The organism is Kitasatospora sp. NPDC087861 (genome assembly GCF_044742585.1).
Classification (GTDB): Bacteria; Actinomycetota; Actinomycetes; order Streptomycetales; family Streptomycetaceae; genus Kitasatospora.
This window is the reverse complement of record NZ_JBIUUS010000049.1, coordinates 26,344-44,785: the sequence shown is the minus strand read 5'-3', so window position 1 is coordinate 44,785 and position 18,442 is coordinate 26,344. Positions and strand designations below refer to the sequence as shown.

The 18,442-nt window shown below is 70.9% G+C and carries 15 protein-coding genes and 1 tRNA gene; 9 read left to right on the top strand and 7 right to left on the bottom strand.

Annotated elements, in window-relative coordinates; all coding sequences use genetic code 11:
• Positions 1–310: 310 nt before the first annotated feature.
• Positions 311–384: transfer RNA gene (locus ACIOJE_RS37235), tRNA-Met, on the top strand.
• 147 nt (positions 385–531) lie between these two features.
• On the opposite strand, the gene ACIOJE_RS37230 is transcribed toward ACIOJE_RS37235, so the two are convergent.
• Together ACIOJE_RS37230 and ACIOJE_RS37225 are read right to left on the bottom strand one after the other, a co-directional pair.
• Positions 532–1,599, bottom strand: coding sequence for a CU044_5270 family protein (locus ACIOJE_RS37230; RefSeq protein WP_280684397.1), 1,068 nt, complete (start codon positions 1,597–1,599; stop codon positions 532–534).
• Positions 1,596–2,237, bottom strand: a complete 642-nt coding sequence (locus ACIOJE_RS37225; RefSeq protein ID WP_400782663.1) for an RNA polymerase sigma factor — start codon at positions 2,235–2,237, stop codon at positions 1,596–1,598. The genes ACIOJE_RS37230 and ACIOJE_RS37225 overlap by 4 nt, the downstream gene beginning before the upstream one ends.
• Before the next feature lie 201 nt (positions 2,238–2,438).
• Between ACIOJE_RS37225 and ACIOJE_RS37220 the strand changes: the two genes are divergently transcribed.
• Positions 2,439–2,891 carry a hypothetical protein gene (locus ACIOJE_RS37220; protein ID WP_400782660.1) on the top strand — a complete coding sequence of 151 codons (453 nt, stop codon included), beginning with the start codon at positions 2,439–2,441 and terminating at the stop codon, positions 2,889–2,891.
• A gap of 89 nt (positions 2,892–2,980) precedes the next feature.
• On the opposite strand, the gene ACIOJE_RS37215 is transcribed toward ACIOJE_RS37220, so the two are convergent.
• Positions 2,981–3,568: a TetR/AcrR family transcriptional regulator gene (locus tag ACIOJE_RS37215; protein WP_280684407.1), complete on the bottom strand. Its 588-nt coding sequence runs from the start codon at positions 3,566–3,568 to the stop codon at positions 2,981–2,983.
• A gap of 131 nt (positions 3,569–3,699) precedes the next feature.
• Between ACIOJE_RS37215 and ACIOJE_RS37210 the strand changes: the two genes are divergently transcribed.
• The gene (locus ACIOJE_RS37210) at positions 3,700–4,269 is read left to right on the top strand and encodes a dihydrofolate reductase family protein (protein WP_400782658.1); all 570 of its coding nucleotides are present in this window, start codon (positions 3,700–3,702) and stop codon (positions 4,267–4,269) included.
• Positions 4,270–4,344: 75 nt separating this feature from the next.
• Here ACIOJE_RS37210 and ACIOJE_RS37205 read toward each other — a convergent pair whose 3' ends face one another.
• The 4 genes from ACIOJE_RS37205 to ACIOJE_RS37190 form a co-directional block, all read right to left on the bottom strand.
• Positions 4,345–5,406, bottom strand: a complete 1,062-nt coding sequence (locus ACIOJE_RS37205; protein WP_400782655.1) for a hypothetical protein — start codon at positions 5,404–5,406, stop codon at positions 4,345–4,347.
• A gap of 273 nt (positions 5,407–5,679) precedes the next feature.
• On the bottom strand, positions 5,680–5,883 hold the full coding sequence (locus ACIOJE_RS37200; protein WP_280684413.1) for a poly-gamma-glutamate hydrolase family protein: 204 nt from the start codon (positions 5,881–5,883) through the stop codon (positions 5,680–5,682).
• Positions 5,884–6,108: 225 nt separating this feature from the next.
• Positions 6,109–6,690, bottom strand: a complete 582-nt coding sequence (locus tag ACIOJE_RS37195; RefSeq protein WP_400782651.1) for a TetR/AcrR family transcriptional regulator — start codon at positions 6,688–6,690, stop codon at positions 6,109–6,111.
• An 82-nt stretch (positions 6,691–6,772) separates the two neighbouring features.
• On the bottom strand, positions 6,773–7,663 hold the full coding sequence (locus tag ACIOJE_RS37190) for an SDR family NAD(P)-dependent oxidoreductase (RefSeq protein WP_400782648.1): 891 nt from the start codon (positions 7,661–7,663) through the stop codon (positions 6,773–6,775).
• 556 nt (positions 7,664–8,219) lie between these two features.
• Here ACIOJE_RS37190 and ACIOJE_RS37185 point away from each other — a divergent pair.
• From ACIOJE_RS37185 to ACIOJE_RS37160, 6 genes are all read left to right on the top strand, one after another.
• Complete coding sequence (locus ACIOJE_RS37185; protein WP_400782645.1) at positions 8,220–9,671, top strand: multicopper oxidase family protein; 1,452 nt, start codon at positions 8,220–8,222, stop codon at positions 9,669–9,671.
• A gap of 243 nt (positions 9,672–9,914) precedes the next feature.
• A complete protein-coding gene (locus tag ACIOJE_RS37180; RefSeq protein ID WP_400782644.1) occupies positions 9,915–10,925 on the top strand; it encodes an alcohol dehydrogenase catalytic domain-containing protein in 1,011 nt (336 codons plus the stop codon).
• Between the two features lie 37 nt (positions 10,926–10,962).
• Positions 10,963–12,420, top strand: a complete 1,458-nt coding sequence (locus ACIOJE_RS37175; protein ID WP_400782642.1) for an aldehyde dehydrogenase family protein — start codon at positions 10,963–10,965, stop codon at positions 12,418–12,420.
• Between the two features lie 215 nt (positions 12,421–12,635).
• A complete protein-coding gene (locus ACIOJE_RS37170; protein WP_400782639.1) occupies positions 12,636–14,612 on the top strand; it encodes a LodA/GoxA family CTQ-dependent oxidase in 1,977 nt (658 codons plus the stop codon).
• A complete protein-coding gene (locus ACIOJE_RS37165) occupies positions 14,609–15,697 on the top strand; it encodes a tryptophan 7-halogenase (protein ID WP_400782637.1) in 1,089 nt (362 codons plus the stop codon). The genes ACIOJE_RS37170 and ACIOJE_RS37165 overlap by 4 nt, the downstream gene beginning before the upstream one ends.
• 850 nt (positions 15,698–16,547) lie before the next feature.
• Positions 16,548–18,404 carry an ABC transporter ATP-binding protein gene (locus tag ACIOJE_RS37160; RefSeq protein WP_400782635.1) on the top strand — a complete coding sequence of 619 codons (1,857 nt, stop codon included), beginning with the start codon at positions 16,548–16,550 and terminating at the stop codon, positions 18,402–18,404.
• Positions 18,405–18,442: the final 38 nt, after the last annotated feature.

Here is an 18,442-nt window from a genome sequence, read left to right as displayed (position 1 = left end):
TTTTCATCTGGCTGCCTACTTCCCCACAATTGTTCTTTAGGTTGTTTTGTGGGGGGGGGCCCCCCCCGCCCCCCCCCCCCCGGGGGGGCCCCCCCCCCCCGGGCGGGGGGGCCCCCCCGGCCGTTTTGCTGACCGTGCGGTGCTCTCCCGCCCGACGTGGGTCCCCGTCGGCGGGCCCGGCTGGAGTCTGCGGGCGGCCTGTGTCGCGGTGCCTGGTTCCGTGCTGGTCAGGGCTCGACGAAGTTGACCGAGACCGCCCGATAGCCGAATAGGTGATTGCCGGTTGGTGCCGTACAGTCGGAACCACCGACGCGGGGTGGAGCAGCTCGGTAGCTCGCTGGGCTCATAACCCAGAGGTCGCAGGTTCAAATCCTGTCCCCGCTACTTCGAGCACTGGGGCCGGCGCACAACGTGCGTCGGCCCCAGTGCTGTTCGGCCATCCGACCAAAACGGCCGGTCAACCCGACACTATGTCGGGTTGACCAGCCTCATTGCTTTGCAGAACGTGATCTGGCCCCCTGCGGGTGGCGGTCAGGCCTGTGCGTTGCCCGGCTGGTGGCCCGGGGCGTCGGTGGCGGCGCGCTTGAGGACGGCGGTGTTCGCGGTGACGGTGCCGGGCTTGACCCCGAAGGCTTCGGTGACCTGGACGCTGCGCTCACCCAGGAAGGCGTAGGAGCTGCGGTCGAAGATGATCTCGTCGCGGGAGCCGGTGGCGGTGTTGGTACGGGCGATGGCGATGCCGGTGCGCCCGGCGGCGTCGGTGGCACTGTCGAGAAGGACGACACCGGGGATGCGGGCCGCAGCCTGGTAGAGCGCGGCGGCAAGCTTGCCGGGGACGGCCTGCTCGCGGATCAGGTCGGCGATGGTGACGAACGCCTCCTGGTCCGGCCCGCTGCCGGCTCCCTTGGTCTCGGCGTAGATCTTCTGCAGCAGTTCCTGCGGGTCGGTGGGCAGGGTGCGCAGGTAGTCGTAGGAGGGGGCGTTCAGGTAGGCGCCGGTGCCCGATTCGAGTGCCTCGCCGCCTTCCGGAGACTTGCCCTCTTCGGCGAACCAGCCCGTGCGGCCGTCGGCCGAGTGCCAGATCTGCCGCTGGTGGGGCTTCTCGACCCACACCTTCGACGTGCCGCTGCCGGCGTCGACGGAGCCCGCGAGGTGGGAGACGGTGCTCTCGATGTAGACGTACTGCCCCGGGCGCAGGACGAGGTCCGGCGTGGCCGCGGCGGCCAGCGAGATCCGCTCCACCGCACTGTTCAGACCCGTGGTGGAGCCGGCCACGACCTGGACGACGGGCGCTGCGACGCGCTCGCCCCGCCCGGGGGTCTCCCCCGGACCGCCGAACGTGGTGACCGCCACGGTGGCGGCGAAGGCGAAGGCCGCCACCGTGGCGGGCACCGCGATCAGCAGCCGCCGACGGCTCCTGGCCCCGGGCCGGGCCGGCGTTGCGGGGGTGGGTGCGGGGGTGCGGGTGATCTCGTTCATCAGAAACTCCTCGATCTGGCGCTGCCGGCCGAGCGGGGCGGCCGGCGCTCCGGCCGCGGGCAGCAGGTGCTTCAGCTCCGCGTCGTCAAGCGGCTGCTGCCGCTCCGGGGTGCTGGTCATCTGTTCCACTCCTTGTCCGACCGGGCCGGAACCATCCGGCCACCCTGTACTTGTCCGACCGCCCGCAGGGGTTCCCGGCAGGTTTTCGAGGCCGGCCGCAGTTCCTTGTCGGCCAGAGCACGCAGCCGGGTCCGGGCCCTGGAGAGCCTGGAGCGCACGGTGCCGACCGGGATGCCAAGTGCCTCGGCGGCCTCGGGGTAGCTGAGGCCCGCCCACACGCACAGCGAGAACACCTCACGCTCCCCGCGACGCAGTTTCTCCAACGCCGCCTTGGCGGCCAGCAGTTGGTCGTGGTCGGCGAGCCGGCCGACCAACTCGTCGGCGAAGTCCGGGGCGGGTTCGGCGAGCGGCATGCGGGCGAGGGCGGCCGCATGCCTGCGGGCGGCCCTGGCCCGGTTGCGCAGCACGTTGACGGTGATGCCCATCAACCACGGGCGAGGAGTGGTCCCCTCGTCGCGGAGCTTGTCCCGCAGACGCCAGGCCTCCAGGAAGACCACCGCCATGACGTCCTCGGCACCGGCTCGGTCACCGCTCACCCGGACCGCGTGCGACAGAACCGCCTGCGAGTGCTCCTGGAACAACTGCCGGAAGGCGCCCGGGTCCCCGGCTCTGATCCGTTCGTGCAGCGAAAAGTCCACACCTCTGGTTGTCCTGCCACCACGGGACGGTTCCGGTGACCTGCGTCACAGGCGCGGCCCCACCGTGCCCGACCCCTTGGCCGGTTCACCGGTCCCGGCACCGGACGGCCGGACACCATCAACCGCTCGCAGGTCACCGAGGTCCGCAACCAGCTGTCCGCCGCGATAGCGCTCTGCCTGCCCCTGATTCTCGGAGGATGCATGTCCACGCCCGGTCCCAACGATCCGCTCCCCGTCAAGGCCCGCCAGGACGCCCAGGACTGGGCCCAGCACATGACCGAGTACATGGCGCAGACCGCCGGAGCGGTCCTCGACACCGGCAGCGCCGAGCCGATCTTCAGCGACTGTGTCGGCAAACACGACGAGGTCGTAAATGACGGCCGGTACAAACTGATGTACGCGGTCTACAGCTCCACCCCGCTCGAACGGCACCCCGAGGCCGTCCGCAAGGTCCGCGCGATGCTCGAACAACAGGGCTTCAAGATCGACGGCTACCGGGAGGGCATCAACGGCAAGGTGGACACGATTCTCGACGCCTCCCAGGCATCGAGCCGATACCTGATCACGGTCGAGACCACGACTGGAGGGCTTCTGGCCTTCAGGGCCAGAATCCCCTGCCTGATGCCCCCCACAACGGCAGAAACCCCTCACTGACACGCAGCATCCCGAGGGGCGTTGGAAGCATCAAGTCGCCCCCGTGCCGGTGACGGCTCCAGCCCGGCCGGGCGCACGGCGTACCGCGCCTACGTCGAGGCGGCTTCCGCCGGGAGGAGGCGCGTCACCATGGCGTCGATCAGAGCGTCCAGCCGGTGCGGCGTGAGGAGTTCCGGGACGGTCAGGTCGTCGACGATCAGCCCCAGCATGGCCAGGTAGAGCAGGACCACTCCGGTGCGGTCGCCGGGCAGGCCGAAGCCCAGGTGGAAGTCGATGTTGGCGTCGAGCTCGGCGGTGAAGAAGCGCGTCAGCTCCGTGTGGAGTTCGGGCCGCCGGGTGGCCTCCAGGCGCAGTTCGAGCATGGCCAGATGCGTGCTGCGTTCGCGGCGCATGCGGTCGACGAGCTGCAGCATCAGCGCTCTGACCAGCTCATGTGACGGCCCGGCGTTCATCGTGTCGGCCAGCTCGGCCGGGTCCGGGGTCAGCCGCTCGCGGGTGCGTCCCATGACCTGGGCCAGCATGTCGGCGCGGTTGGCGAAGTAGTTGGACGCCGTCCCGGTGGGCACGGCCGCCTCCTTGTCGACGGCGCGCAGCGTCAGGCCCCGGGAGCCCTCGCGGGCGAGGACCTCGATGGCGGCATCGAGCAAGGCGGTGCGGCGGGCCGGATTCTGACGCATCGGCATCTCCTCGGAAACTCATTGACATCACTGTGCTTGCAGTACTACGTTCAAGCCACTTCAAGCACAGTACATCACGTGGGGCCGAGCAGGCCCGGGCCCGCCGCGTCGCCACAGGGAAGAGAGACCGGATGCGCAAGCTCACCTATTACGTCGCTGCCAGCCTCGACGGCTACATCGCCGCACCGGACGGCAGTTGCGACTTCCTGCCCTTCGAGGGGGAGGTCCGGGAGGCGATCCTCGCCGAGTATCCCGAGACGATCCCGACGCACGCCCGCGGGCCGTTCGGCCTGACCGCCACCCTTCACCGGCACTTCGACACCGTGATCATGGGGCGCGGCACGTATGAGCCGGCCCTGGAAATCGGCATCACCAGCCCCTACGCCCACCTGGAGCAGTACATCGTCTCCCGCACCCTGACCTCCACCGACCCGGCGGTGGAGATCGTCGCCGACGACCCGGCCGCACTGGTGCGCGACCTGAAGACACGGGACGGCATGGGCATCTGGCTCGCCGGCGGCGGCAAGCTCGCCGCCGCGCTCCGCGACGAGATCGACGAACTGGTCATCAAGCGCAATCCGGTCGTCATCGGCACCGGCATTCCGCTGTTCGACGGCCCGTTCGCTCCCACCGGCTTCCTGCCGACCGCATGCCGCGACTTCGAGTCCGGCGTCAGCATCGTCACCTACGCGAGGAAGTGACGCGCGAGCACTCGGTCACGTGCCGGCGGGCCGCCCGCCCCGTCGGCTCGTCCTGACGCGGCGAGCGGACCGGTGTCAGAAGGCGTTCAGGGCGGCCTCGATCAGTGTCGCCACCGGCACGAGTGCCTGTCGCTGCGTCAAGCCGTCCTGGATCACGTTCTGGTACGCGACGGCGAAGCTCCTGCCCCGCACGGTGTCGCTGACGAGGATCCCCTCCGACAGTACGGTCTGGAGGGTCTGCAACGAGCCGATGCCGACCTTGCCGTGGGTGGCGACGAACTGTCCGCCGGGGGGCCAGATCGGTGGAACGGTGGATGCGAAGAACTTCCCGGCCCGCGCCATGAGGGCCTTCATGTCCTCGCTGCTCGTCGGCCCGACGAGCTTGTCGTCCGCGAGCAGGGTCAGCAGTCTCACGAGCTGCCGCGCCGTGGTGCCCTGAGCGGTGTCACCGTCGTTGACGCACGGAATGCGCGCGGCCGGCCAGACCCCCGCGTAGTCGCCCGCCAGCCACAACCCTTGTGACGAGGTGCTGTCAAAGAGGCCGTCGTCGGCGATCTTGCCGTCGAGGTACGGGTATCCGAGCCCGTGAATCGTCGTGGTGGCACCCGGATCGTGCTGTTGCACCATCATGTCCTCGAACGCGTTCGTCTGCGCCGGGGTGAAGTCGACGGCGAAGGGCGAACTGCCGTCGCCGAGTCGGAGAACGGCCGAATAGTTCGGCTTCCTGGCCTTGTCCTCGCTCCGCAGCACCGTCGATTGGCTGATCAACGCCGGTGTGTGCGCGGTGATGTCCGGATCGAAGGTGGCCGTCAGGGCGGCCTGGACGGCCGGCCATGTGGTCAGACCCTGGTCGGTCGCCAGTTGATCGGCACTCGCCCGGAGGTCGAAGGCGGTGTACATCGCCGCGATCTTGAGCAGGCTGGCCGAGTAGCACTCGTCCTGGTCCCGGATCGCCGCCCAGGGATGGTTGAGCCCTCCCTCGAACCCGGTCAGCGCGACGACGATGACGGCCAGATCGTCGACCGTCGGGGTGCCGGCATCCGACAGCTGCTGCCGTGTGGTGTCCAGGGCGTCCTGCATGGGCGGGTTGTTGTTGAACGCAAGCGGGTCGTCAACGGGACCCGTGAACAGAGTCATGACGGTTCCTCGGCGCTCCGGATCTGTACGGTGAGCCAGAGGCGAACCGGTCGACGGTCCGGGCTGGTGCACGTCCCTTGCCCAGCGCGGCCGACGCCTCAACGGCGTCCTGCTCATGGTCCAGCGGACCCGAACGAGCGGCCATGTCCAGCGTCACGCGGTCGACGGACACGTGCAACTTGACGGCGAGCGCGCGGTCGCCCTTGATGGTGCCGTACTGTTCCGGGGCGGTCCCGGGCGGCAGCTGGGCGCGGCTGCCCGGCGTGAAGCTGCCTACAGGACGGGCTGGGTGGCCTCCAGGCGCTGGATCGCGGTGCGAACGGCGGTCGTGAAGCTCCAGAAGAGCGGCAGGGTGTTGGTGGCCCGTTCGGCCCGGGTGTTCTTGCCCGAGGCGAACATCGCGGCGCGCAGGTCGGTGGTCATCTCCAGCTGGGCGCCCATGCCGAGCATGCTGCGGTTGACTGTTGCCTTGTTCACGCTTGGTCAGTTCATTGCGATGTCTTTGCCTGAGCTCGACGCGCTGTCGCGGCAGTTCGACGGGAAGGTCCTGCTCGCCTCGTGCGTAGCGCCGTCGTTGGGGGTGTGACCCACGTATGCGCCCAGGAGGCGGTTCGTGAAGCGCGGTTGGCCGACTTCGGCGCCGTGGTTCCGGCCGCTGACCACCGGGTCCCGGTCTCCGTGGTGCGGGACGCGGGATGTGGCTCAGCCGTGCGGGGGAGTGGCTCGCAGGCCCCCGAGCAGTGTGGCCAGGTAGCGGTGAGCGGTGGTGATCCGGTGGGCGGGAGGGCCGCCATGGACGTTGACCGCGTGGGCGATGCCGCACATGAGCGGGACCAGGTCGGCCGAGGTCAGGTCGACGCGGACGGTCCCGGCCTCGCGGGCCCGGTCGAGGAGCGCGGTGCCGACCGACCACAGTGAGTTCCTGAGTTCCGTGGTGCGGGGCAGGGCGTCCGCGGGTGCGGCGGTAACCGGGGCCAGGGCGGCGTCGGTGACCTGCGCTTCGACGGTGCGGGTCAGGAAGCCCTCCAGCGCGCGCCCGGGGTCGGTGTCGGACAGCGCCTGCTCGCCGTGGGCGACCAGGGCTTCCAGGCGCGGGGTGGCGACGGTCTCCAGCAGCGCCTCGGGTGTGGAGAAGTGCCGGTAGACGGTGCCGACACCGAGGTGCGCGCGGCGGGCGACGTCGTTGAGCTGCAGCGGTGTGCCCTGGTCGACCAGGGTGCGAGCGACGGCGACGATCCGGTCCCAGTTGCGGGCCGCGTCCTTGCGCAATGGCGTCGTCGTCATGGGGCCATGGTAATCGGATGGCCCATCCGGATGGTCCCGCGTCCGGATGGGCCATCCGCCCGCGCCGGCACCGCGTGCCAGGTCAGGTGGCCGCGAGCGGTGCGTGCCGCTCGCTGAGCAGGCGTACGGCCTCGGCGATGCGGGGGTCGGTCGCCGCGCGGAACGGTGCCACCGGGCGCGTCTGGGCGCCGATGACGGCACCGGTGCGACCCGTGAGCGCGGGGTCGGTGGCCGCGACGATCGAGGGCCTGGCCGCCACGGACGCCGGGCCGGAGGTCGAGCGCTCGAACTTGCGGCGCACCAGCGGCCACAGCAGCCGCAGGGCGGGCGAGACGATCTTCGGGTCGGTCAGGGTGCCGCTGGTCATGTCGGTCGCCGCGCCTCCGGGGTCGGCGGCGAACACCGACACGCCGGTGCCGTCCAACCGCGACGCCAGGTCGAGTGTGTAGGCCAGGTTGGCGAGCTTGGCGCGGCCGTACCAGTGGAATCCGTAGTAGCCGCCGGGTGGTTCGACGGCGTCGAACACCCGTTTCGCCACCCCGATCGCACCCGAGGTCACGTTCACGATCCTGCTCGGCGCCCCGGTGGTGAGCGTGGGCAGCAGGAGTTCGGTCAGGAGGTACGGCGAGAGGTGGTTGACGACGAACGACGCCTCGACGCCGTCCCGGTCCTGTCGGTCGGCGAACATCGCCCCGACGTTGTTGACCAGCACCGCCAGCGGTTCACCCGCGGCGGCGTGGTCGGAGGCGATCCGGTCGGCGAGCAGGCGCACGTCGTCGAGCGAGGCGAGGTCGGCGGACCGGAAGCGGCCCGGGTGCGCCGGGCGCGTCGCGTTGACCCGGTCCACCGCCCGGGCGCCCCGGTCGGCGTTGCGCCCGACCACGGTGACCGCGAACCCGGCGCTCGCCAGTCCCAGCGCCGTCTCCAAGCCGATGCCGCCCGTCCCGGCCGTGACCACAGCAGTCCTTTTCATGGCTCCTCCACCGCCGTCCATATTCGGATAGTTCATCCGCTTGGTGTGACCGTAACACACATGCGGATGAGCCATCCGCTTAGTGGGGCGGCCTGATCGCCGGTGGTGTGCCGTCGCGGGGCGGTGGAGTGTGTCGGTCGACCGCAGGGAGGTCAGGCCCCTCCCGGGCGATCGGGGGGAGGCTGGTCCAACTCGGAGACGGCGGGCGCCCGTCCGGGCGCGGGGGTGTCCGGGCGGTCCACTTCTCTGGTGCATATGACGTGTTTTGGTACGAATCCCGCCGCGCTCGCACGGCTCTCGCGTCACGGATGGTTACGTTTCGCCTGCATGCCGTCACGAACTGTTTGCCCGACGGCCTGCGGCCATTGACGACGGAATCGAACGTGGAGGCGGCATGAGACGGAGCAGGTGGGCCTGGCCCCGTGGGGGTATCACCGCGGCGGTCGGACTGGCGCTCGCCGTGACGACGACGGGCTCGGCAGCCGGGGCGGCGCCGGTCGGATCAGCGACGGACGGAGCCGTGCAGGCGCCGTCGACCGGCGCCCAGGAGGCGGGAATGACCGCGGGGAGGCCGTTCCGCGACCCGGTGGACGCGGACGCCGGCGGCCACGCGCACCTGACCATCACCCTGGACGCGGACAGGACGCGCTTCGACCTGTCCGGGCGGGAGGTGTGGGGCGAGTCCTACAACGGCTCCTTCGTCGCTCCCACCCTGCGCTTCGAACCCGGCTCGGAGGTGAGAATCCGCCTGGTCAACCACCTGCCGGTCGCCACCAATCTGCACTTCCACGGCCTGCACGTCTCGCCCTCGGGCCAGTCGGACGACCCCTTCCTGTGCGTGGTTCCGGGCGGCTCGACCACCTACCGCCTCGCGATTCCCGCCGACCACGCGCTCGGCACCTTCTGGTACCACAGCCACGCGATGGGAACGACCTGCCCGGCCTCCGGCGCGATGCGCTCCATGCACTCCACGCACTCCATGCACGGCACGTCCGGCACGTCCGACCCGGGCTTCATGCCGGGCGACGTGGAGAACCAGATCTCCGCCGGCCTGTCCGGGGCCCTGATCATCGGCGACGACCGCAAGCTGCTCCCGCCGGCGTTGCGTCGCATCACCGCGCACACCCTCGTCCTGAAGGATGCGCAGATCGACCCGAGCGGACACATCGTCCAGAACACCGACACCACGTCGATCGACTCGAACAACCCGACCGTACGGCTGGTCAACGGGCGGTTGCGGCCCGTCCTGTCGATGAGGCCGAACGAGACCCAGCTGTGGCGACTGGTCAACGCGGGCGCCGACATCTTCTACCAACTGCGCCTGGACGGTTACCGCTTCACCGTGATCGGCGAGGACGGCACCCCGGTAGCGCGGGTGACCACCCCCGACACGCTGCTGCTGCCCCCGGGCAAGCGCTACGACGTGCTCGTCACCGCGGGCGCCGAGCACGAGCGCACCACGCTGCGGACCACCGCCTACAGCAACGGCCCGCAGGGCGACTCCTACCCCGACGTGGACCTGGCCCGCGTCGCCGTCGCCGGCCACCCCGCGCGCCGGCTGCCCACCGTCTCCGGCGCCGTTCCGACCGCACCGGCGGACCTGTCGGGTGTACCGATCGCCCGGCAGCGCACCCTGGAGCTGTCCGAGAACGACGACGGCACGGTCTTCGCCATCAACGGCAAGCAGTTCTCGGAGGACAACCCCGTCTTCGACACCCCCGCCCGGCTGGGGACGGTCGAGGAGTGGACCATCGACAACCAGAGCGGCGAGGACCACCCGTTCCACCTGCACACCAACCACTTCCAGGTGACGTCGATCAACGGGGTGCCCCAGCCCTACACCCACGTCCAGGACACCGTCCCGGTGCCGCACGCGGAAAACGGCGCGCCGGGCCGCGTGGTGGTGCGCATCGCCTTCACCGACTACACCGGCCGGTGGCTGTTCCACTGCCACATCGCGGCGCACGAGGACAACGGCATGATGGGCTACGTCGACGTCGTCGACTGACACCGCCACCGTCAGGGCCCGGTACCCGCACCCACCGGGCCCGGGACCTCGCGGCTGCGCCGGGGCCCGGCCCGGGAACGGAGTCCGAGCACGCCCGGTGACCACGGACGGCCGCCCTGGGTAGCGCGGACCCAGATGCGCCCGTATGGGGCGTATGCGTGAATGGGGGGTGAGGCCTGGGCAGGGTGGTCGCGCCGGGCCGTCCGGAAGACGCCTTCACCCGAAGAACGCAGGAGAACGGTGATGAGTCAGTCGACCATGAGGGCCGTACAGGCGGTCGAAGCCGGCAAGCCCTTCGAGGCGGCCGAACTGCCGGTCCCCGAGCCGGGCCCCGGCCAGGTACGGGTACGGGTGCGGGCCTGCGGGGTGTGCGGCGGCGAGAACGTCGTCCGCTACGGCCTGCTGGGCGTGCGGCTGCCCCGGGTGCCCGGCCACGAGATCGCCGGGGAGGTCGACGCCGTCGGCCCCGGCGTGACCACCTGGCAGGTCGGGGACCGGGCCGGCATCGGCTGGCACGGTGGCAGCTGCCACGTCTGCGACCCGTGCCGCCGGGGCGACTTCGCCAACTGCGTGGAAGGCAGGGTCGTCGCCGTCACCTTCGACGGCGGCTACGCCGAGTACACCGTCGCACCGCAGGACGCGCTCGCCCGCATCCCCGACGCGCTCTCCTTCGAGGAGGCCGGACCGCTGATGTGCGCGGGCATCACCACCTTCAACGCGCTGCGCCACAGCGGCGCGGGGCCCGGTGACACCGTCGCCGTCCAGGGCATCGGTGGCCTGGGCCACCTGGCCGTGCAGTTCGCCGACAAGATGGGCTTCCGTACGGTGGCGATCAACCGGGGCCGCACCAAGGAGGACCTCTCGCGCAGGCTCGGCGCGGACGAGTACATCGACAGCGAGGAGGGCAGCGCGGGCGAGGCGCTGGCCAAGCTCGGGGGAGCGGCCGCCGTCCTGTCCACCGTCGGTCACAGCCCCTCCCAGGCCGGCCTGGTCCAGGGCCTCGCGCCCAACGGCCGCCTGGTGGTGATCGCCACCGGCCAGGAACCGATCTCCGTGGACCCGGAACTGCTGGTGTTCGGCCGTCGCGCGGTGGCCGGCTGGTACAGCGGCCACGCCAAGGACAGCGAGGAGGCGATGGCCTTCGCCGCCCTCAAGGGCGTCCGCCCCATGGTGGAGACCCACCCGCTCGACCAGGCCGAAACCGTCTTCCAGACCATGAACAAGGCCAAGTACCGCGCGGTGCTCGTTCCCTGACCCGTCGCGGAGACCCCAGGCACAGGGCAGGAACCCCATGAAACCGACCGCGCTGCACTGGATCAACGGCGCGTGGGCCGACTCTCCCACGCACGCCGACAGCATCGACCCGGCCACCGGCGAGACGATCGGCCGGTACGCCGACGGCGGCGAGACGGAGGCCGAGGCCGCCATCGCCGCCGCCAAGGAGACGTTCCACGGCACCTCCTGGAAGGACGACCGCCTGCGGCGCGCCCGGGCCCTCAACGAGATGGCCCACGTCTTCCAGGACCACACCGACGAGCTCGTCGACGCCCTGGCCCTGGAGAACGGCAAGCTCAAGCCGCACGCGCTCTTCGAGGTCGAGATGGTCCCGCCCAAGCTCCGCTACTACGCCTCCGTGATCCGCACCGACTACGGCCGGGCGATGGAGGTGAGGCCCGGTACCTTCTCCATGGTGCTGAAGCAGGCCCGCGGGGTCGCCGGGATCGTCGTCCCGTGGAACTCCCCGGTGGTCCTGCTGATCCGCTCCCTCGCCCCGGCCCTGGCTGCCGGCACCACCGCCGTGGTCGCGATGCCCGGCCAGACCGCCCAGCTCAACTCCCTGATCTACCGGATCTTCTCCGAGACCCGCTCGCTGCCGCCCGGCGTGGTCAACGCCTTCACCGAACTCCACGGGAACGGCGCCCGCCACCTGATGGCCTCCACCGACGTGCCGTGCATCAGCTACACCGGGAGCACCAAGGTCGGCCGCGCGATCTCCGCCACCGGCGCCGAGCACCTGAAGCGCTTCGGCCTGGAACTCGGCGGCAAGACACCGATGATCGTCTTCGACGACGCCGACCTCGACGCCGCCGTACCCGCCCTCGTCACCGCGCTCACCGTCTTCAACGGCCAGTTCTGCATGACCGGCAGCCGGGTACTGGCCCAGCGCGGCATCGCCGATATCCTGCGCGAGCGCCTGACGGAGCGGTTGGAGAACCTGCGGGTCGGCCCGGCCGCCGACCCCGCCAGCGAACTCGGCCCCGTCATCGACAAAGCCGGCGCCGAACGCATCGACCAGGCCGTCCAGGCGGCGATCGCCGCAGGCGCCAAACCCCTGGTCCGCGGCGGACCGATCACCGAAGGCCCGCTCGCCAAGGGCGCGTTCTACCGCCCCAGCCTGCTGGAGGTCACCGACAACTCCCTGGACATCGTCCAGCAGGAGACCTTCGGCCCGGTCCTCACCCTCCAGACCTTCGACACCGAGGCCGAAGCCGTCGGCCTGGCCAACGACAACCAGTACGGGCTCGCCGCCAGCATCTGGTCCCGCGACATCGACCGGCCCCTGCGGGTGGCCCGCGACGTCGACGCCGGAACCGTCTGGATCAACGACTGGGCCAAGGTCTACGACGAGTTCGAGGAAGGCGGCTTCAAACAGTCCGGCCTCGGCCGCATGAACGGCCTCGCCGTGATGGACGACTTCCTCGAGTACAAGCACATCACCATCACCAGCGGCACCATCCAGGACCCGTGACGGGACCTGTGACGGGACCTGTGACGGGACGGTGCCGGTGACACCGACCCGATGAGGCCGATCGCCGCTGTTTCACACCAACGCACCCTCAACTGCCGTCGCTCGTCTACCGAAGATCCCGGAAGGCGGCCGCATCAGGCGTTCGACGATCGATCGCCTGTTCCGCGCCGTCGACGGTGCGCCCCGGAGAGAACGACCAGAGAGAGGTGTGCCCGTTGGGCAACGACATCGCCTACGCCAGGATCCACCCCGCCATCGGCATCGCCCGGGTGGGCAACAGCACCCGCGAGGACGGCTGGTTCCACGGCCCCGAAGTGCCGGACCCGCCCGCCGCGAAGCCCGGCTTCACCAAGGACGGCCAGGGCGCGATCAAGCGCCAGGCGGCCCGCTTCCGGATCTACGGCTACGGCGCGGACGGCCGGGTCGTGCGCGAGCTGACCACCGACGACCCGCAGGTGCACATCGAGTGGTCGGTGCACGTGGCCAACAAGAAGGCCGCCTGGTACGAGTTCAGCCTCCCGCTGGACATCCCCGACATGAAGGACCACCCGGAGCCGCTGCGCAACAAGAAGGTCACCGACCGCGCGCGCCTGATCATCGACCCCGGCCGCAAGACCCTCACCGCCGGCAGCAAGCAGGCCGTGGAGTTCACCGGCGGCTCCTTCCTCGGCACGCCCGTCCCGCTCGGCCGGATGCACAGTGACGAGCACGGCCGCCTCGTCGTCCTCGGCGGGCCCGGCACCTCCCGCAACCCCGAGGGCGGCGAGCTCACCTCGTACGGGAACAACGACGGCTGGTGCGACGACACCTCCGACGGCCCGGTCACCGCCACCCTCACCATCGACGGCACACCCGTGCGCGTCGACCCCGCCTGGGTCGTCGTCGCCCCGCCCAACTACGCGCCCGACGTCAAGACCGTCCGCACCCTCCACGACCTGCTGTACGACCTCTTCGTCACCCAGGGCACGCTGGCCCCGCCCAAGACCGTCAACTTCGACCGGGACGTCAAGCCGATCCTGCACCGGTTCTGCGAACTCCAGTGGGTGAACAAGGGGTTCGCCACCCACTTCGGCTTCGGCGGACCGCAGCACTTCCTCGCCCCCGACCACCTCGCCAAGCTCGCCAGCCCCTCGCCCACCTACGAGGAACTGCGCCGGCAGGTCTACACCTCGCTGCGCGACCCCAAGCGCGACGGCCTCTCCCCGATGCCCTGGCCCTGGATCTACGGCGACGGCATGAAGAGCCACCCCGACTCCGTCCTGCAGTACCTGGCCCTGTCCCCGACCCAGGACGCGACGCTGCTCTCCTGGATGAAGGGCGAGTTCGAGACCACCCCGTGGAAGGGTTTCCCCAGCCGCCTGGAGGACGCGCCGGTGGCCGACCAGCCCGCCCTGCTGGACCGCGCCGCCCTCGACTTCTGCCTCGCGGACGCCTTCCACCCCGGCTGCGAGGTCACCTGGCCGATCCGGCACACCACGATGTACTCCGAGCCGCTGCGCATCCACCACCGGCCTTCGGGCAGCGTCGAACCGGACTACGGAGACACGCTCAGCCAGGCCAGGGCGCTCGGCGCCGACGGACCGCTGCACGAACAGGGCCCGGGCGACCTGACCCGCTGGATGGCCGTCCCCTGGCAGACCGACACCGCCAGCTGCCGCTCCGGCTACGAGTCCAACGCCAACCTCGGCCCCCGCTACGACCCCTACCTGCCCACCTTCTGGCCCGCCCGGGTGCCCAACCACGTGCTGAAGGAGAGCGACTACCACATCGTCAACAAGGAGATCACCCAGACCGACGAGGACGGCCGCGAGGCCGCGTTCGCCAGGCGCGCCTCCTGGCTGCGCGGCCTCAAGGGCGACTACAAGCAGCAGCTCAAGCAGGCCGTCGCCGAGTGGCACGAGTTCGGCATCGTCGAGGTCCGCCCGTACACCGTCGGCGACGGCCGCTTCCCGGAGCGGCTGCAGGTCGAGTCGAAGCCGGGCTTCCCGCTCGACGGCGTCTCCGACAACCGGAACCTGACCGCCATCCACGTGCCCGCGGCGACCGCCGCCACGGACGCGCTGACGGCCCAGGCCGCCGGCGAGATCCTCGCGCTGACCGGGCTCACCGCGGACGAGGTCACCATCGGGTACTTCGACAAGCTCGACCCGTTCGGCGAGGACGCCGGCAGGCGCGCCGAGGGCGGCGCGTGACAGCGGCCTACGACGTGGTGGTCGCGGGCGGCGGACCGACGGGTACGGCCGCCGCCCTCGCCCTGGCCGCCGGGGGCCGCAGCGTCCTGCTCGCCCACGCCCCCGGCGGCCCGCCCGCGCTCGGCGAGGCCCTGCCGGCCGCCACCCGCATGCTGCTGCACGACCTCGGGGTGGCCGCCACCGTGCCGGGGGCAGGCCACCTGCCCTGCTACGGCAATCGCTCCGCCTGGGGATCGGACGTCCTGGGATCGGTCGACAGCATCAACGACCCGTACGGCCCCGGCTGGCACCTGGACCGCGCGCTCTTCGACCGCCGGATGCGCGAGGCCGCGGCGGTGGCCGGCGTCGACGTCCGCGCGGCGACGGTCCGCCCCGGCACCCGCCACCCGGACGGCACCTGGACCGTCTCCCTTCGCGGCCCGCACCCGCCCGGCGGGGTGCGCTGCCGCTGGCTGGTCGACGCCACCGGCCGCCGCGCCGCGATCGCCACCACCCACGGCGCCCGCCGCCTGGTCGGCGACCGCCTCGTGGCGCTCCACCTCACCCTCGGCCCGGCCGACGCCGCGGACGGCACCACCCTGGTCGAGGCGGCACCCGACGGCTGGTGGTACAGCGCCCTGCTGCCCGATCGAAGGCTGCTCCTCGCGTTCTTCACCGACGCCGACCTCCCCGGCGCCCGGCCCGACGGCGAGACCTTCCGCCGCCGCCTCGCCGCCACCGATCCCACCGCCGCCCGTGCCGCACCGCACGGGAGACTCCCCGCGCCCCCGCGCGCCCCCGCGCACAGCGCCCGGCTCGACCGCGTCCACGGCGACGGCTGGACCGCCGCCGGCGACGCCGCCGCGGCCTTCGATCCGCTCTCCTCCCAGGGCATCCTCACCGCCCTCCACACCGGCCGGGCCGCGGGCCTCGCCGTCCACGCCCATCTCGACGGCGACCCGCACGCCCTCACCCGCTACGGCGCCGACCTCGCCGGCATCACCGCCGCCTACCGGCGCAACCACGCCGCCTACTACGGACTCGAACAGCGCTGGCCCGACCGCCCGTTCTGGCAGCGCCGGCACGCCGGCCCGGGGCGTGTCTGACGTGCGGCGAGCAGGCCGCCCGCGCGACGGCGGAGTCCGGGCTCCCGCTGCGGACCCCGGCGCCTGTCCGGGTGTCGGTCGTGCACGTCTCCGCTGTCGGGGCGGCCCGAGTGGACGGCTGCGTCGGCCGGTTGATCGAACGGACGGCAACACCCCTGATCCTCCTGCGCGTTGGCGTCACCGGGTGGTCCGGGTGCCCCGGCCTCAGCACAGCGAGTGAAGAAGCGCCAGGCGTGGACGATTCCGCCGGATCACCCCGGGTCCGCCCCGTGGGCCGTTCCCGGCGCGGACTTCCGGCGCGGACTTCCGGCACGGACTTCCGCCGCGGTGCCTCGCGGCGGTGACCTTCCGTCACCGCCGCGTTCGGCGTTCACGGCGGGTGACGGACCGAGAGCGAATTTCCCTTATCCGTCCAAGGAATTAATGAATACTTATGCGAACTGGATTGATACTTCCTGGGGGAACACTTTGCTCAAGCTCGCGGTTTTCTCAAGTACGTTGGAAGTAGTCCATGAGAAGGGAGAAGATCATCATGGGATTCTTCGACCGATGGAACATCGGCTGCGGTGGTGGCCGCGGTTGGGGAGGCGGCGGGCGCCGCGGAGGCTATGGGGGCCGTGACGACTTTGGTTACGGAGGCTATGCGAGCTTCGGTGACTTCGGAGGCCGTGGAGGACGCGGTGACTTCGGAGGCGACGGGGGCGGCGGAGGCTACGGGGGCGGCGGGGGCTACGGGGGAGGACGGGGTGGCGGCGGCGGTGGTGGCCGTTAGTACTCGACCCTGTTGATCCGGCCATGGCCGGGCTTCATGCCCGGCCATGGCTGGTCCTGTGATGGACGACGCGGGGTGATGACCACGATTCGTGCCATGCGGTCGGCGTTGCGGCGCCTGGTGACCGTCGCCCAGGATTCCGACGAGATCGTCGAGGCCGCGCCTCCGGTCCCCATGCGGGAGTTGTTCCGGCGGTTCTGGCCGTACACGCGCGGTCGCCGGAAATGGCTCATCGTGATCTTCCTGATGATCGTGATCGGGCCGGTGGTGGACACCGCCGAGATCTGGCTGTTCAAGATCGTGATCGACGACATGCTCGTCCCCCGCAATCTGCAGCTCTTCCTGCCGATCGCGCTCGCCTTCGTCGGGCTCACGCTGTTCTCCGGCGTCATCGGCTTCATCGACGGCGTCGTCTCCACGTGGGTCAGCGAACAGTTCCTGCTCACCCTGCGATTCGACGTGTTCCGCCACGTCCAGAACCTGTCCCTCGGATTCTTCGAACGCCGAAAGCTCGGCGACATCCTCACCCGGGTGACCGGCGACGTCGAGGCCGTCGAGACCTTCCTGCTCTCCGGCGTCGCCAACGCCCTCTCGCACGTGGTGCAGCTGGGACTCTTCCTCGGCGTCCTGTTCTACCTGAGCTGGGAACTGACCCTGCTGGCCCTGGTCATCGCCCCGCTGTTCTGGTTCACCGCCCGGGGCTTCTCCGGTCTGATCAAGGCCGTCTCGCGCGAACGGCGCCGGCGCAGCGGCTCGATCAGCGCGACCGCCGAGGAGACCCTGGGCAACATCGCGCTCGTGCAGGCGTACAACCGCCAGGGGTGGGAGCAGGAGCGGTTCCAGCGCGAGAGCCTCGGCCGCTACCGCGCGACGATGGCGTCGACCCGGATCGGCGCGCTGTTCGGACCGATCGTGGACGTCATCGAGCTGGTCGGCGCGCTGGTCGTGATGGGCCTGGGCACCTGGGAGCTCACCCAGGGCCGGCTCACGCTGGGTGGGCTGATGGTCTTCCTGACCCTGCTGAGCAGGCTCTACACCCCGATCCGGGGCATGTCGCAGCTCAGCAACACCTTCTACGCCGCGTCCGCCTCCGCCGAGCGGATCGCCGAGCTGCTCGACCAGCGCCCCCAGGTCACCGAGGTCGCCCACCCCTGCCCGCTGCGGCGGACCGAGGGATCCGTCGAGTTCGACGGTGTCCACTTCCGCTACCCGGAGACGACCCGGTCGGCGCTCACGGACGTCTCCTTCAAGGTGGCCCCCGGCGAGATCGTGGCACTGGTCGGGACGAGCGGTGCCGGAAAGTCCACCATCGCGAAACTGCTGCTGCGTTTCTACGACCCCGACCAGGGCGCCGTCCGGCTGGACGGGCACGATCTGCGCGACCTCGGGCTCACCGACCTGCGCGACCACGTCTCGGTGCTCCTCCAGGAGACCCTCGTCCTGCACGGCACGGTCCGCGAGAACATCGCCTTCGGCCGCCCGGGCGCCACCGAGCAGGAGATCGTCGCGGCGGCCCGCGCCGCCGACGCCCACGACTTCGTCACGGGGCTCCCGGAGGGCTACGACACCGTCGTCGGCCAACGCGGCCGGCTCCTCTCCGGCGGACAGCGCCAGCGCCTCGCCATCGCCCGCGCGATGATCCGCGACGCACCCGTCCTGATCCTGGACGAACCCACCACCGGCCTCGACGCCGAATCCGGACAGCGCATCCTCCAGCCCCTGCGCCTGCTGATGAGCGGCCGCACGACGATCCTCATCTCGCACAACCTGCTCAGCGTCCGCGACGCCACCCAGATCGTCTTCCTCGAACACGGCCGGGTCGCCGGACTCGGCACCCACGACCAGCTGCTCGCCACCAGCCCCGGCTACGCCCGCCTCCAGCTCCTGCACGGGCCGCCGGACGACGTCCCCACGATCGAGGAGTTCACCTCCTGAACCCGGACGGGGTCGCGGCCGCGTATCCGTGGTCCGGC

Coding starts and splice junctions, on each gene's coding strand:
- ACIOJE_RS37175 (WP_400782642.1), top strand. CDS start 10,963: ATGAAACCGACCGCGCTGCACTGGATCAACGGCGCGTGGGCCGACTCT.
- ACIOJE_RS37195 (WP_400782651.1), bottom strand. CDS start 6,690: ATGACGACGACGCCATTGCGCAAGGACGCGGCCCGCAACTGGGACCGG.
- ACIOJE_RS37215 (WP_280684407.1), bottom strand. CDS start 3,568: ATGCGTCAGAATCCGGCCCGCCGCACCGCCTTGCTCGATGCCGCCATC.
- ACIOJE_RS37190 (WP_400782648.1), bottom strand. CDS start 7,663: ATGAAAAGGACTGCTGTGGTCACGGCCGGGACGGGCGGCATCGGCTTG.
- ACIOJE_RS37230 (WP_280684397.1), bottom strand. CDS start 1,599: ATGACCAGCACCCCGGAGCGGCAGCAGCCGCTTGACGACGCGGAGCTG.
- ACIOJE_RS37205 (WP_400782655.1), bottom strand. CDS start 5,406: ATGACTCTGTTCACGGGTCCCGTTGACGACCCGCTTGCGTTCAACAAC.
- ACIOJE_RS37220 (WP_400782660.1), top strand. CDS start 2,439: ATGTCCACGCCCGGTCCCAACGATCCGCTCCCCGTCAAGGCCCGCCAG.
- ACIOJE_RS37180 (WP_400782644.1), top strand. CDS start 9,915: ATGAGTCAGTCGACCATGAGGGCCGTACAGGCGGTCGAAGCCGGCAAG.
- ACIOJE_RS37160 (WP_400782635.1), top strand. CDS start 16,548: ATGACCACGATTCGTGCCATGCGGTCGGCGTTGCGGCGCCTGGTGACC.
- ACIOJE_RS37210 (WP_400782658.1), top strand. CDS start 3,700: ATGCGCAAGCTCACCTATTACGTCGCTGCCAGCCTCGACGGCTACATC.
- ACIOJE_RS37185 (WP_400782645.1), top strand. CDS start 8,220: ATGACCGCGGGGAGGCCGTTCCGCGACCCGGTGGACGCGGACGCCGGC.